This window comes from Chelativorans sp. J32 (assembly GCF_000518985.1).
GTDB lineage: Bacteria > Pseudomonadota > Alphaproteobacteria > Rhizobiales > Rhizobiaceae > Chelativorans.
Genome location: NZ_JAEQ01000016.1, coordinates 83938 through 98832 on the forward strand (window position 1 = coordinate 83938; position 14895 = coordinate 98832).

Genomic DNA, 14895 nt, shown 5'->3' on the forward strand with positions numbered 1-14895 from the left:
TCCTCCTTCCTCACGTCAGAAGCTGTCGGCAGAGCGTCACCAGGTCGCCCGCCCAGCCTTCCAGGAGCACGAACACCCCAAGCCATACGAGCAGCAGGAAGTGCCAGTACATGGCGCAAAGCTCGATGCCCAGGGTGAGCCGTTTCGGCTCTGCGCCCGGATCCCATGCCCGGATGGTGGTCCTGCCAAGCGCGACGAGCCCGCCCAGAATGTGAAGCGCATGCACGCCCGTCATGAGATAGAAGAAGCCGTTGGCCGGATTGGTGTCCATGAAGTAGCCGCCGGCCGCAAGCTCCCGCCAGGCGGTCACCTGTCCTGCAAGGAAGACCAGGGTGCCGAGTCCTGCTGCCGAAAGCGCAAGCCGCGTCAGTGCGATGTGGCGCTCGCGCGTCGCGCGCACCGCGCAGGAAAACGCGGCGCTGGCGAGCATGAGAACGAAGGTGTTGAGCCACAGGATGCGTGGAAGCGGCGGAGCCTGCCAGTCGCTATATTCCATCCGCATGAAATAGGCGCTGGCGAACAGTGCGAAGAGCGCACCCACCACGGCCAGGAACACGCCGAGCGCCACTTTCTCCGTCGCCATGCCGGAGGCGTCCGTCTCCGGCACTGCGGTGTGCACACCGCTCTCCAGCCAAGGCTTCGACATGATCCGCTGGTGGGAGAGCCACCAGAAGGAGAAGCCGATCACCACCAGCAGGAAAACGAGGACGACGCTCATGCCGGCCTCGTCAACGGCTTGTCCGGCCACGGGTCATTTTGTGGGATAAAGTCCTGTGGCGCGCCGGGCACAGAGTAGTCGTAGGCCCAGCGATAGACCACCGGCCGCTCGTCGCCCCAATTGCCATGTGGGGGTGGCGTGGTTGGCGTCTGCCATTCGAGCGTTGTTGCGCGCCACGGATTGGGACCGGCTTCCTTGCCGTAGCGCAGGCTCCAGATCAGGTTGAACAGGAAGACCAGCTGCGCGAAGCCGACGACAAATGCCGTGATGGAGATGAAGGCATTGAGATCGGCCACGGATTCGGGAATGAAAGCCGTGCCCCCCAGCTCCGGATAGCGTCGGGGTGCGCCCACCAGTCCGAGATAATGCATCGGGAAGAAGATTGCGTAGGCGCCGACGAAGGTGACCCAGAAATGGAACAGGCCCAGCTGCTGGTTGAGCATGCGGCCGGTAATCTTCGGATACCAGTGATATATAGCACCGAAGATGACGAGGATCGGCGCCACGCCCATCACCATATGGAAATGCGCCACCACGAACATGGTGTCGGAGAGTGGCACGTCCACGACCACATTGCCGAGGAAGAGCCCTGTGAGGCCGCCATTCAGGAAGGTGACGATGAAGGCAAGCGCGAAGAGCATCGGCAGCGTTAGGTGGATGTCGCCGCGCCAGAGAGTCAGGATCCAGTTATAGACCTTGATCGCCGTTGGGACGGCGATGATCAGCGTTGTCGTGGCGAAGAAGAAGCCGAACAACGGATGCATGCCGGAGACATACATGTGGTGCGCCCAGACGACGAAGGAGAGCGCGCCGATAATGACGATTGCCCACACCATCATGCGGTAGCCGAAGATGTTCTTGCGCGCGTGGGTGGAGATCAGGTCCGAGACGATGCCGAAGGCCGGCAACGCCACGATGTAGACCTCGGGGTGGCCGAAGAACCAGAAAAGATGCTGAAAGAGGATGGGGCTGCCGCCGCCATGGCTCGTAAGCTCCCCCATCTCCACCAGCGCCGGCATGAAGAAGGAGGTGCCGAGCACCCGGTCGAACAGCATCATCACGCAGGCCACGAACAGCGCCGGGAAAGCCAGCAAAGCCATGACGGTAGCGGTGAAGATGCCCCAGACCGTGAGCGGCATACGCATCAGCGTCATACCGCGCGTGCGGCCCTGCAGCACCGTCACCACATAATTCAGCCCGCCCATGGTGAAGCCGATGATGAAGAGGATGAGGGATACCAGCATCAGGATGATGCCCAGCTCCTGACCGCCCGGCGTGCCATTAAGGAGCGCCTGCGGCGGATAGAGAGTCCAGCCCGCGCCGGTGGGGCCGCCCGGTACGAAGAAGCTCGCCACGAGCACGAGCACGGCGAGCAGGTAAATCCAGTAACTCAGCATGTTCGCGTATGGAAACACCATATCTCGCGCGCCGACCATGAGCGGGATGAGGTAATTGCCGAAGCCGCCGAGGAAGAGCGCAGTGAGCAGGTAGATGACCATGATCATGCCGTGCATGGTCACGAACTGATAATAGGCGTCGGGCGTGATGAAGTCGAAAGTACCGGGGAAGCCGAGTTGCAGTCGGATCAGCCAGGAGAGCATCAGCGCCACGAGGCCGATTGCCATGGCCGTGCCGGCATACTGGATGGCGATCACTTTGGCATCCTGCGAGAAGACGTATGTGGTCCACCAGCTCTTCGGATGATAGAGCTCTAGTTCAGGAACCTCCGCCGGCGGTATGACGCCGCCCGCCCGATGTGTGGCATCAACCATGCTTTTCCCTCCCGCGCCTTCTTCCAGGTAAGGCCGGTTTGGCAGCCGGTCTTACCGGACGTCTCGGCGCTCTGCCGTGTCCTCCGGCTTCACTGTCCGGCCTCCTCGACCATGCCGGTCTGCCGCGACCCTGACAGCTGGGCAAAGGTCGACTGCCCCTGCAGCCAAGCCCGGTAATCCTGCTCGGTGTCCACCATCAAGGTGCCGCGCATAAAGCCGTGGCTCACGCCGCACAGCTCCGCGCAGAGTATCTCGAAGGTTCCGGTCCTGGTCGGAGTGAGCCAGAAGTAGGTCACCATGCCCGGCACCATGTCCATTTTGGCGCGGAACTCGGGCACGTAGAAGTCGTGCAGCACGTCTATCGACCGCAGGACCATCTTCACCGGTTTGTCGACCGGCAAATGCAGGTCCGCGGCCTCGATAACGAGATCGTCCTGGCCGGCCGGGTCGTCCGGATCTATCCCGAGCGGGTTTTCGAAGCTGACGAGGCGGGCGTCGGATCGGCCGAGCTTGCCGTCTTCGCCCGGCAAGCGGAAATTCCACTGCCATTGCTGGCCCACGACCTCGACCTCCGCCGCACCATCGGGAACAGTGATGAAATGCGCCCAGACATAGAGACCGGGAGCCAGCATCGCGGCGACGCCGACCGCGGTCCCGATGGTGAGCCAGGTCTCAAGCTTCTTGTTCTCCGGCTGGTAGGCCGCTCTCACGCCTTCGCGATGGCGGTAGCGCAACACGCACCAGGCCATGAACAGGACGACGGCGGTGAAGACCGCGCCGGTGATCCAAAACGTGATGATGATGGTGTCGTCAATATAGCCCCAGTTGGACGCCAGGGGCGTCCACCACCACGGGCTCAGGATATGGAACAATATCGAGCCCACGACCACAAGGACGAGCACAAGCGCGACCGTCATCGGTCCCTCCCGGCTCCCTGGGAAATCCTCCACTCCCTCAGAAAGCCACCCGCATCATACCGGAAAAGCAGGGAATATCCAGAGGCGCCCCCGGTAGCGAATTCGAGGCAGCGTTCTACCGAACGGTATTAGCTGGAATGGCGCTCAAGCTCGCGCTTCATATCGTCGAGCAGACCGGCGATCTTGTCTTTCAATTCCGCACTTCCGAGCCCAGTCGGATAGGAGATGGCAACCCCGATCACCTCGAGGCTGTCGGGATCGCGGAAAGCGATACCCTGCGAAGACACCCCTTCATAGGTCTCGTCGGACGAACAGGATCGGCCCGTCTCGCGTATGCGTTGGATCCGCTCAATGAGCTCTTCATGCGTCTGCGGCGAATTCCTGGATACGGCAGGCAATTTCTGCGGCACGCGCTGTTGCCACTCTTCATCCGTGAGGACGGCAAGCATGGCTCTGCCGTTGGAAGTCGCGTGGGGCCATGCCCGATATCCCGGCGCAGACGCGATGGCGATGGGGCTTGAACCGCGCACCATGCGCAGGACTGCGAGCTGCGGCCCGTCGAAGACGGTGATGTAGCCCGTGTGCCCGCCGACGGCACAGACGTGTTGAAGATGTTTTTGCACCAGATCGAGGAAACTCTGGTGGGCGCGCGATATCTGGCCGAGCTCGAACAGGCGAATGCCCGGCCGGTAGAGCCGCGTCGCAGCGTCGAATTCGAGCATGCCCGTATCCCGCAGCGTCTTCATCACTCGCGAAATGGTGGCTTTCGGCCGGCCGACCCGGCGCGTGAGTTCTGCCTGGGTAAGTGCCGGCTCTTCGAAGGAGAAGCACCCAAGAATGGCAATTCCGTCCTCAAGCGCGCTCATTGTTCGATCCCCCGAAAACATCCTGATTGTTCCAATATTGGAACTCTAGGTCAAATATGAAACTTTTACTAGACTCGAAATGTCAGCCGCCTATAATCAGGGCAATATTCTTCATGCACAAAAAATAGGCGTGAGGGGTGACAGGCGCGCGGCTCTATGCGCGAACACTTCCGTCGTCTTGCAGAAGAACAGAGCGAAAATCGATCTGTCCGCCGGAAACGGCGGAAGGGCCGGGGCTTGCCTTCGCTTGCCCCGAAAAAAGGGGAATGTGTGAATGCAAGCGAATTCCAGGGGGTTCCGTGCCGGCATCGATATCGGAGGCACCTTTACCGATTTTATTCTGTTCGATGAAAATGCCGCCGCGATCCGCCTGCATAAATGCCTGACGACGCCGAGTGATCCCTCCAGGGGCGCGCTGGGCGGCCTTGCGGATCTCGTTGCCGCCGCCGGCATCAAGGTGCATGACCTGGACGAGATCGTGCACGGCACGACGTTGGTCACCAATGCGGTGATCGAGCGGAAGGGCGCGCCGGTCGGCCTGATAACGACGGAAGGCTTTCGCGATGTGCTCGAAATCGGCTTCGAGCAGCGCTACGACATCTATGATCTCTTCCTGACCTTCCCCGAGCCGCTTGTGCGCCGTTCGCGGCGGCTTGAGATCGCCGAGCGCATCGGTGCCGATGGCGGTGTCATCAAGCCGCTCGATGAGGTCTCCGTCCTGCGCGCCGTCAAGAAGCTGGTGGCCGACAAGGTCGAGGCGATCGCCGTCTGCCTCATGCACTCCTATCGCAATCCCGAGCATGAAAAGCGGGTGCGCGAGATCATCAAACAGCATTACCCCGACATCTCGGTGTCGATTTCCTCCGAGGTCGTGGCCGAGATTTCCGAATATCAACGTTTCGTCACGACCTGCGCCAACGCCTATGTCCAGCCGTTGATGGATCGCTATCTGCGCCGCTTCGAGCAGGAACTCGTTGCACGCGGCTTTAGGGGCGCCGTGCGCCTGATGCATTCGGCAGGCGGGCTTGTTTCCCTGCAGGAGGCGCGGGAGTTCCCGATACGCCTGCTGGAATCTGGCCCAGCCGGGGGCGCGCTCGCAACCGCCTGGTTCGGCCGCAGGGCCGGCAAGGAAAACGTCATCGCCTTCGATATGGGCGGCACGACGGCCAAGGCCTGCATGATCGAGAACGGCATGGCGCATATCGCCTCTTATCTGGAGGCAGGGCGCGTGCGCCGCTTCAAGAACGGGTCTGGCCTGCCCATCAAGTCGCCCGTCGTCGACATGATAGAGATCGGCGCGGGAGGCGGCTCCATCGCCTCCATCGACGAAGTCGGCCTGCTCCAGGTCGGTCCGCACTCGGCAGGCGCCTCACCGGGACCGGCCTGTTATGGCGGCGGTGGAGACAAGCCGACGGTGACGGATGCGAGCGTGGCGCTTGGCTATTATGATCCGTCCTTCTTCCTCGGCGGCCGCATGACACTCGACCTGGAGGCTGCCGACAAGGCACTGCGGACCGTGGCCGAGCCGCTGGGCATCTCGACCGTCGAAGCGGCCTGGGGCATTCACCAGGTCGTCGGCGAGAACATGGCAAGTGCTGCGCGCATCCATCTGGTGGAGAAGGGCAAGGACCCGCGCGGCTACTCCATGATAGGTTTCGGCGGCGCAGGCCCCGCTTTTGCGGCCCGAGTCGCGCGCATCCTTGGCGTGTCGGAGGTGATCATCCCGCAGGCGAGCGGCGCGGCCTCCGCCTTCGGCTTCCTCACCGCACCGCTTTCGTTCGATCTCGTGCGCTCGCAGCCGATCCAGCTGGCGCCGGATCTCGACGCCGCGGCGCTCAACCTAGCCTTCGATGAGCTGGCTGAAGAGGGCAGGGGGAAACTGGTTTCCGCAGGCGCCGATCCGAAGGAAATCACGATCGAGCGAACCGCCGATATGCGTCTCGTCGGCCAGCTTCACGAGATCAACGTGCCGATCCCGGCGGGCACGCTCGACGCATCGGCCTATGGCGAGATCCGCAGGGCTTTCGAGGAAGTCTACACCGCCCGCTACACGCGCGTTCCGGCGGAAGCCGAGCTGGAAATCCTGTCTTTCCGCGTCCGCGCAAGTGGGCCGGCGCCGGAAATCACCATCAGGCAGGCCGATGTTCCGCAGGGCGGGGCCGGCGCGCTCAAGGGCCATCGCAAGGCCTATTTCGGCGAGGGCTTTGTCGAGACGGCAATCTACGACCGCTATCTTCTCACGCCCGGCGTGACGGTCCAAGGGCCGGCCATCATCGAGGAGCGCGAATCCACGACGGTCGTGCCTCCGGGCGACACGCTGACGGTGGATGAGGCCGGCAACCTCCGCATTGCCATTGCGGTAGCGAGCAAGGGCATGGACCTGGTAACGCCCGGAATGACCAAGACCGAGGCGATCGAAAAGATCGAGTCCGACCCGATTTCGCTGGAGATCATGTGGAGCCGCCTCGTCACGGTCTCCGAAGAGATGTGGCACACGGTCTGCCGCACGGCCTATTCGCTCATCATCTCCGAATCGCAGGATTTCGGCTGCTCGATCCTCGACGCGACCGGCGAGACGCTGGCCCATTCGAGCCGCGTGATGCCGGTCTTTAACCTCACGCTTCCGATGGTGGTGAAGGCGGCGCTCGCCCGCTACCCCGTCGACACGCTGGAGCCTGGCGACGTTCTCGTCTGCAACGATCCCTGGCTATGTGCCGGCCATCTCTTCGACATCGCCGTGATCACGCCCGTGTTCCGAAACGGCAAGGTGGTTGCCGTCATGGGCACGGTCGGCCATGTCGGCGATATTGGCGGCACGCGCAACGGCATGAAGGCGACGGAGGTCTATGAGGAAGGCCTGCAGATTCCGCCGATGAAGCTGGTCAAGGCGGGTGTGGAGAACGAAGATCTTTTCCGCCTGATGGCGGAGAACATCCGCGACTCGCAGCAGGTTTTGGGCGACGTCCGCTCTCTCATCGCGGCAAACGAGACCGGTGCCCGCCGTCTTTCCTCCTTCATGGAGGAGTATGGATTGGCGGATCTCTCTGCACTCGCCGAAGTCGTCCAGTCACGTTCGGAAAAGGCCATGCGCGAGGCGATTCGCGCGTTGCCGGACGGGGTTTACTCTTCCGAAATCACCTATAATCCGCTGGGCACACCGATGACGGTGCCGGTCAAGGTGACGATCGCAGGTGACGAGATCGAGCTGGATTTTGAAGGCGCGCCCCCTGAGGTGCCCTTGGGCGGCATCAATTGCACGCTGAGCTACACGACCGCGCATTCGACCTATCCGCTGAAATGCATGCTCACGCCGAATGTGCGCGGCAATGCGGGCTGTTATAGGCCGTTCACAGTCAAAGCACCAAGGGGCTCGATTCTCAATTGTAACAAGCCGGCGCCGGTCAGCCTGCGCACCCGCACCGGATGGTACACCTCGCCGAACATCTTCAGGGCCCTTTCGAAGGCGGCTCCGGACAAGGTGGTCGCCCATACTGGCCTGCCGAGCCTGCTTACCGTCTATGGCAGGACGGCTGAGGGCAAGGTTTTCTACGACCATCTTCTTTCCGGTGGCGGCCAGGGTGCGAGCTCGGCCAAGGACGGCAAGTCGTCCGTGCTGTGGCCGACTTCGGCTGCGACTTCCTCGATCGAGCTTCTGGAGAGCCGCTCTCCGGTTGTCGTCCTCGAAAAGGGCTTCGTGACGGACTCCGGTGGCGCGGGCGAGCATCGCGGCGGTCTGGGCGCTCGCATCCGGCTCGCCAAGCGCCACGACGACGGTCAGCCGCTGACGGTTTTCGTCTCGCCCGAGGGCGTCAATGCGCCGATCGAGGGCCTGTTCGGCGGCGGCCCGGGCTTGCTCGCCCATGGCTGTGTCCGCGACGCCGCCGGCAAGGTCGTGGAGGATGTCGGCACGGGTGGCCTGGTGGTCGTGGATCGCCCGGACCGCATCGTGGAACTGCAGCTTTCCGGCGGCGCCGGCTATGGCGACCCGCTCAAGCGCTCCGTCGAAAGCATCGAAGATGACGTTCGCGAGGACCGCGTCAGCGAGGACGCCGCGGAAAGCGTCTATCGCCTCAGCTCCCGAAAGAAAGAGCTGGCGGCCTGATTGCCACCCAACGCAGCAGGCCGGCAGCTTTTAGCCGGCCTGCCTCCAACCTCCGGCCAAGCCGGCAACATCAAGGGGAACGGACATGCTGAGACTCAACAAACGCCAGTTTCTGATCGGTTCTGCAGGGGCAGGCATTGCCGCGGTGCTGCCCTGGCACGCAAATGCCCAGGGCAGGAAGATCATGGTGCTGGCCAGCACCGTCGACATACCGAATTTCGATCCGCACGTCGCCACCGGCTATGCTCCGCAATGGCTGTTTCGCAATACTTATGATGCGCTGGTGCGCGTGGTTGGTAACCCGCCCCAACCGGCTCCGGGACTTGCCAAGAGCTGGACCCAGTCCGAAGACGGCATGACCTACACGTTCGAACTGAACGAAAACGCCCGGTTCCACGATGGCACCCCGGTTACGGCAAAGGATGTGGAATACTCCTTCGCTCGCCTCCTGCGGCTGCAGCAGGGAGCTGCCTGGATGGTGGCTGGCATCCTCGATGCCGACAGCGTCAAGGCGACGGGCGAGATGACCGTCACCATGTCACTCAAGCAGCCCTTTGCACCTCTGCTTTCCGTTCTGCCTTGGATGTTCGTCGTCAACTCCAAGCTCGTCGAAGCCAATCTCGGAGATGACGACGGGCAGTCCTACCTGCTGGCCAACATCGCCGGATCGGGCGCCTTCCAGATGGGAAGGGCGCGGCCGGGCGATCTCTACGAGCTCATCCGCGTCGAAAATGACTGGCACGAAGGTGGTAATCTTGAAGGCGCGATCTGGAAGATCGTTCGCGAGGCCGCGACCACACGGTTGATGCTCCAGCGCGGGCAGGTACATTTCGCGCTGGACATGTTCGCGGAGGACATGGAAGCCATCAAGGACATGCCGCATGTGGTGCGGGTCATGGAGCCGGATTACCGCAGCTTCTCGATCAAGATGAACACGGCAAAGGGGCCCCTTGCCGACAAGAACCTGCGCAAGGCGATCTCCTACGCCTACAATTATCAGGCCATGCTCGATGCTGCCGGGCCTGCGCAGCTTATGCACGGCCCACTGCCAACCGGCATGTTCGGCCACGCTCCCGAGCTGCAGGTTTACCGCCAGGACATGGACAAGGCCAAGGAATACCTCGCCCAGTCCGAGCACAAGAACGGCGGCTTCACGCTTACCATGATGCATGCCGCCGGATACGAGAACCAGAGGCGGTGGTGCCTGATCATGTTGGAATCGCTCAAGGCGCTGAATATCGGGCTCGATATCCGTCCGATGGTTTGGCCAGAGATCGTTTCCATGGCCAAGTCGCCCGACACGATGACGGATTTTTATTCCATCTTCCAGTCGGCGAACTATGCCGATCCCGACAACACGGCCTTTGCCGGTTACCACTCGTCGCGCAACGGCCAGTGGCAGAACCCGGTCTACAACAATCCGGAAGTCGACAAGCTGATCGAGGACGCCCGCGCCGAGGTGGATACGGCCAAGCGCGCCGAACTTTACAGGAAGTTCCAGGAAGTGATCATCGAAGACGCCCCGGATGTCTTCGGCGTGCTGGAGTCGCGCAAATTTGCCGTGCTCGACACCGTCCAGAACTATGAGTTCTGCCCCGTCGCGGCGAACACGATGGAAGTCTGGCCGCTGTCGCTTGTTTGATATCCCGCCGGCGGGCGAGCAGAACCGTTCGCCCGCCGAAACGTGGAGCCCTGCATGCTGTATTTCATTCTGCGCCGGCTGGTGCTCGTCGTTCCGATCCTGATCGGTCTCACGCTGCTTCTCTTCGTCGTCGCGCGTCTGCTGCCGGGGGACCCCGTCGGCCTCGCCGCCGGCCCCAATGCTTCGGCAGAGACGATCGCGCAGCTGAGGCAGGAATTCGGCTTCGACCAGCCGCTGCCCATCCAATACTGGACCTACGTCACCGGCCTTCTTCAGGGTGATTGGGGCACGTCGGTCTTCACCCGCCGCCCGGTCTTCGAGGATATTCTCACCTACCTGCCGGCGACCTTGGAGCTGGTCTTTGCGGCGCTGCTGCTCGCCGTCGTGATCGGCATTCCGCTCGGGCTGCTCACTGCCGTCTATCGCAATGGTGCGCTCGATTATGCCACCCGCACGCTGGCGCTCGGCGGCATCGCAATGCCGCGCTTCTTCCTCGGGCTGCTCTTGCAGCTCGCCTTCGCCGCATGGCTGGGATGGCTGCCGCTTTCCGGCCGTTATCCCTTCATCGAGATGCCACCGGAGACGATAACGGGCTTCTACACGATAGACTCGCTTCTGGCCGGCGACTTCTATGCCCTTCGCGTCGCGATCGCTCATCTGGTGCTGCCCGCCTTTGCGATGGCGCTTTCTCCGCTCGCCACGATCATGCGCATGATGCGCGCCTCAACGATCGAAGTGTTGCAGCAGGACTACGTGATGACCGAGCGCGCGCTCGGTCTGTCGAACCGCCTCATCCTGTTCAAATACGTGCTGAAGAACGCCATGACCTCGACGCTGACGGTCATCGGCCTTTATGTATCCTGGCTGCTCGGCGGAACGGTGCTTGTCGAGACGGTCTTCGACTGGCCGGGCCTGGGTCTCTACGCTTCGCAGGCAATCCTTACCCAGGACTTCATGCCGGTGATTGGCGTCACATTGGTGATCGCCATCATTTATCTGATCACGATGCTCGTCGTCGATCTCCTCTACGGCGTCTTCAATCCGAAGGTACGCTACGCATGACAGTGCAGCATCCCCTCACCATACCGGCCCGCAGCCAGTCCGCGCGGATGGAGAATTGGAGCCGGGCCTTCTATCGGTTCCGCCAGAGCTGGCTCTCGATGATAGGGCTCGCCATCGTCATCCTGCTGATCGTGGCCGCCCTTCTTGCGCCCTACATCGTGCCGTACCCCGAGCATGTCGGCGGAGTGACGAACACCGCCGCGCGCTTCCAGCCTCCGTCCGCCGACGCGTGGTTCGGCACCAATGAACTCGGCCAGGACATATTTTCGCTGGTGCTTGTCGGCTCGCAGGTATCTCTGTTTTCAGGGCTTGCCGTCGTTTTCATCGCCGTGGTGGTGGGAACCGCCATTGGCGCAATCGCCGGATATGTCGGGGGCTGGGCCGACGAGACACTGATGCGCGTAACCGATCTGTTCCTCACCATACCAAGCCTCATCCTCGCCATGGCGGTGGCTGCCGCTCTTGGCACCGGTGTGTTCAACATGATCGTTGCCATCTCCGTCACCTGGTGGCCGGCCTATGCGCGGCTGGTGCGCGGTGAGGTCATCGGCAAGAAGGAGGAGCAGTTCGTCGTCGCCGCGCGGGCGCTGGGCGCCGGACCGCTGCGCATTCTCTGCCGGCATATCCTGCCCAACATCGTCTCACCGGTGGTCGTGAAGGCTTCGCTCGACATGGGCTTCGCCATCCTGACCGTGGCCTCGCTCGGCTTTGTGGGGATCGGCGTGAAACCGCCGACGCCAGAATGGGGAACTCTGCTTTCCACAGCCCGCAGCTATATGCCGGACTATTGGTGGACGGCAGTTGCGCCGGGCATGGCGATCTTCCTCGCCGTCTTTGCCTTCAATCTCCTCGGCGACGGTTTGCGTGACATACTTGATCCGAAAGCACGTCGGTAGGGCCGCGCGATGACGCTTCTCAAAATCAGCAATCTGCAGCTCTCGATGAAAAGCTATGAGGGGGAGACGCCGATCCTGCACGGCATCGACCTGACGATCAAGCGTGGGGAGGTCTGGGGTATGGTGGGCGAGACCGGTAGCGGCAAGTCGCTGACCGGCCTTTCGATCTCGCGCCTGATCCCCACTCCGCCGGGACGCTATCTGGCCGGTTCGATCGAATTCCAGGGCATTGATGTGCTCAAGGCAACCGATCGCGAAATGCGCGCGCTGCGCGGCCGGCATCTCGGCATGATCTTCCAGGATCCGACGACGAACCTCAATCCTGCGTTCAGGATCGGCACGCAGCTCGTCGATGTCGCGCTTCATGCCGGTCATGCCGATCCATCGGTGCTCGGGCTTTCGCCCGGCGCTAGCCGCCGCCAATTCAAGGATGCGGCGAGGCAGACCGCGATCGACATGCTCGGCAAGGTTGGTATTCCCAATGCCTCGGAACGGATCAACGACTATCCGCATCAGTTTTCCGGGGGCATGCGCCAGCGCGTGCTGATCGCCATGGCCATGATCGGCAAGCCGGATCTCCTGATCGCCGATGAGCCGACGACCGCGCTCGACGTTTCGGTGCAGGCGCAGGTTCTTCGCCTGATCCACGAGCTGGTGGCCGAACGCAATATCGGAGTCCTGCTGATTACCCACAATCTCGGGGTGGTCGCCCAGATCTGCACCCATGTCGCCGTGATGTATTGCGGCAGGATCCTCGAGGCCGGCGCGGTGCACGACGTGTTGAAGCGGCCGAGCCACAGCTATACGCGGGCTCTGCTGGACTCCGTACCGACCGTGCACACCAAGCGTGGCGAGTTGCGCGGCTTGGGCGACTTGCAGCCGGAGGCCTTGGCATGAGCCTCGATATTCGCAACGTCACCAAAGTGTTTCCGGGACCGCGCCGTGGTTTTTTCGCAAAGAGTGAAGGCTTCACGGCACTCGACGATGTCAGCCTGACCGTCAAGAAGGGCGCCAGTTTCGGCCTGGTTGGGGAGTCCGGTTCCGGCAAGACCACGCTCACCCGCTGCATCCTGCGACTGGAGAACCTTACTTCCGGCAGCATCCTCTTCGATGGTGCCGACATTCACCGGTTGCCGCCGCAGGAGATGCGTCGGCTTCGCTCGCGGTTGCAGATCGTGTTCCAGGACCCCTACGCCTCGCTCGATCCGCGCATGACCATCCACGATATCGTCGCCGAGCCGCTGGTCATCCATAGCGATAGCGTGAACATGACGGCGCGCCAACGCACGGAGCGCGTGGTGGAACTGTTGCTACAGGTGGGACTGCGCAGCGAGCACCTGTTTCGATATCCGCACGAATTCTCGGGCGGCCAGAGGCAGCGTATCGGAATTGCGCGGGCGCTCGCCGTCGGGCCGGAACTGCTGATACTAGACGAACCGACATCCGCGCTCGACGTATCGGTTCAAGCCGAGGTGCTGAACCTTCTCCACCGCCTGCAGACCGAACTCGGCCTCACCTATTTCTTCATTAGCCACGATCTCGGCGTGATCCGTTATATCTGCGACGAGGTGGCTGTCATCTATCGCGGCAAGCTGGTGGAGCAGGGACAGGTCGCGGAAATTTTCGATTTCCCGAAGAGCGAGTATACCCGGATGCTGCTGGATGCCATGCCCGATCCCGATCCGGACCGCTCGCCGTTCCGTCGGGCCGGGTGAGATCCCAGCTGGCAGCCGAAACGGAGAACAAGATGACGCCCCACGAAACCTTGGAGCAGATCGCCGAAGACGCCATGGCATGGCGCCGGCAGATCCACGAGCATCCGGAACTGCTGTTCGACCTTCCGAAAACCTCGGCGCTGGTCGCCGAGAAGCTCAGGCAGTTCGAATGCGACGAGGTTGTCACCAGGATCGCCCAGTCCGGGGTCGTCGGCGTCATAAGAGGCCGGCTGGGAAGCGGGCGCACCATCGCCCTCCGGGCCGATATGGACGCCCTGCCGATGTCGGAACAGACGAACCTTCCGTACGCTTCGAAAGTCCCCAACATGATGCATGCCTGCGGCCATGACGGTCACACGGCAATGCTGCTCGCAGCCGCCAGACACCTCGCGGCGCACCGGGATTTCGCTGGCACGGTCGTGCTGGTGTTCCAGCCGGCGGAAGAGGGTGGGGCGGGCGGACGCAAGATGATCGAGGAAGGGTTGCTCGAGCGCTTCGGCATTGATGAGGTCTTCGGCATGCACAATGAGCCGGGCCTGCCCGTCGGTTCGTTCGCAACCAGGCCGGGCGCGATCCTTGCTGCCGGAGACCGCTTCATGGTCGCGCTCAGCGGGCGCGGAGGCCACGCCGCGGAACCGCACCGTACACCCGACCCGGTGCTCGCGAGTGCGCATCTGGTCACGGCGCTCCAATCTATCGCATCCCGCTATACGGATCCGTTCGATCCGGTCGTGGTGTCGGTCACCTATATGGAATGCGGAAGCCGGACCGCACTCAATGTCATTCCGGCGTCGATCAATATCGGCGGAACGATTCGCACCGTCGATCCGCAGACGAGGAAGTCCGTCGAAGCGCGCTTCCGCGAGATCGTCTCGATGACAGGCAAGCTGTTCGGGCTGGAAGCGGAGATCGATTGGCGTCCAGGCTATCCCGTCACCGTCAATGATCCAGAAATGACCGCTGCCGCGATCGCCGCCGCATCCAGCGTGGCTGGTGCAGAACGGGTAGACGGGAACTGCCCCCGCACGATGGGCTCAGAGGATTTCTCATATATGCTGGAGAAGCGCCCCGGCGCGTTCATCTGGATCGGCAACGGGGATTCGGCGGGATTGCATCACCCTGCCTATGACTTCAATGATGATGCGATCATTCACGGCCTCCGCTACTGGGTGTCCCTGGTTGACCAGCGGCTGAAATAGCCGGCC

The 14895-nt window shown here is 62.4% G+C and carries 11 protein-coding genes; 7 read left to right on the forward strand and 4 right to left on the reverse strand.

What is annotated here, in order from left to right; genetic code table 11:
• Positions 1-10: 10 nt before the first annotated feature.
• The 4 genes from CHEJ32_RS0118370 to CHEJ32_RS0118385 all read right to left on the reverse strand — a co-directional run bounded on the left by CHEJ32_RS0118370 (position 11) and on the right by CHEJ32_RS0118385 (position 4273).
• A complete protein-coding gene (locus tag CHEJ32_RS0118370; RefSeq protein WP_028035095.1) occupies positions 11-718 on the reverse strand; it encodes a cytochrome c oxidase subunit 3 in 708 nt (235 codons plus the stop codon).
• The gene (gene ctaD, locus CHEJ32_RS0118375; protein ID WP_028035096.1) at positions 715-2490 is read right to left on the reverse strand and encodes a cytochrome c oxidase subunit I; all 1776 of its coding nucleotides are present in this window, start codon (positions 2488-2490) and stop codon (positions 715-717) included. Before ctaD ends, CHEJ32_RS0118370 begins: the two co-directional genes overlap by 4 nt.
• An 89-nt stretch (positions 2491-2579) precedes the next feature.
• Positions 2580-3407: a cytochrome c oxidase subunit II gene (locus tag CHEJ32_RS0118380; RefSeq protein WP_028035097.1), complete on the reverse strand. Its 828-nt coding sequence runs from the start codon at positions 3405-3407 to the stop codon at positions 2580-2582.
• Between the two features lie 128 nt (positions 3408-3535).
• On the reverse strand, positions 3536-4273 hold the full coding sequence (locus tag CHEJ32_RS0118385; RefSeq protein ID WP_028035098.1) for an IclR family transcriptional regulator: 738 nt from the start codon (positions 4271-4273) through the stop codon (positions 3536-3538).
• Between the two features lie 274 nt (positions 4274-4547).
• Between CHEJ32_RS0118385 and CHEJ32_RS0118390 the strand changes: the two genes are divergently transcribed.
• From CHEJ32_RS0118390 to CHEJ32_RS0118420, 7 genes are all read left to right on the forward strand, one after another.
• Complete coding sequence (locus CHEJ32_RS0118390; RefSeq protein WP_028035099.1) at positions 4548-8375, forward strand: hydantoinase B/oxoprolinase family protein; 3828 nt, start codon at positions 4548-4550, stop codon at positions 8373-8375.
• An 85-nt stretch (positions 8376-8460) separates the two neighbouring features.
• Complete coding sequence (locus CHEJ32_RS0118395; RefSeq protein WP_034658736.1) at positions 8461-10017, forward strand: ABC transporter substrate-binding protein; 1557 nt, start codon at positions 8461-8463, stop codon at positions 10015-10017.
• Between the two features lie 54 nt (positions 10018-10071).
• Positions 10072-11079 carry an ABC transporter permease gene (locus CHEJ32_RS0118400; protein WP_028035101.1) on the forward strand — a complete coding sequence of 336 codons (1008 nt, stop codon included), beginning with the start codon at positions 10072-10074 and terminating at the stop codon, positions 11077-11079.
• Positions 11076-11975, forward strand: a complete 900-nt coding sequence (locus CHEJ32_RS0118405; protein ID WP_028035102.1) for an ABC transporter permease — start codon at positions 11076-11078, stop codon at positions 11973-11975. The genes CHEJ32_RS0118400 and CHEJ32_RS0118405 overlap by 4 nt, the downstream gene beginning before the upstream one ends.
• Positions 11976-11984: 9 nt before the next feature.
• Positions 11985-12872: an ABC transporter ATP-binding protein gene (locus CHEJ32_RS0118410; protein WP_028035103.1), complete on the forward strand. Its 888-nt coding sequence runs from the start codon at positions 11985-11987 to the stop codon at positions 12870-12872.
• Complete coding sequence (locus CHEJ32_RS25285) at positions 12869-13690, forward strand: ATP-binding cassette domain-containing protein (RefSeq protein ID WP_051469751.1); 822 nt, start codon at positions 12869-12871, stop codon at positions 13688-13690. Before CHEJ32_RS0118410 ends, CHEJ32_RS25285 begins: the two co-directional genes overlap by 4 nt.
• A 32-nt stretch (positions 13691-13722) precedes the next feature.
• Positions 13723-14889: a M20 aminoacylase family protein gene (locus CHEJ32_RS0118420; protein ID WP_028035104.1), complete on the forward strand. Its 1167-nt coding sequence runs from the start codon at positions 13723-13725 to the stop codon at positions 14887-14889.
• Positions 14890-14895 lie beyond the last annotated feature (6 nt).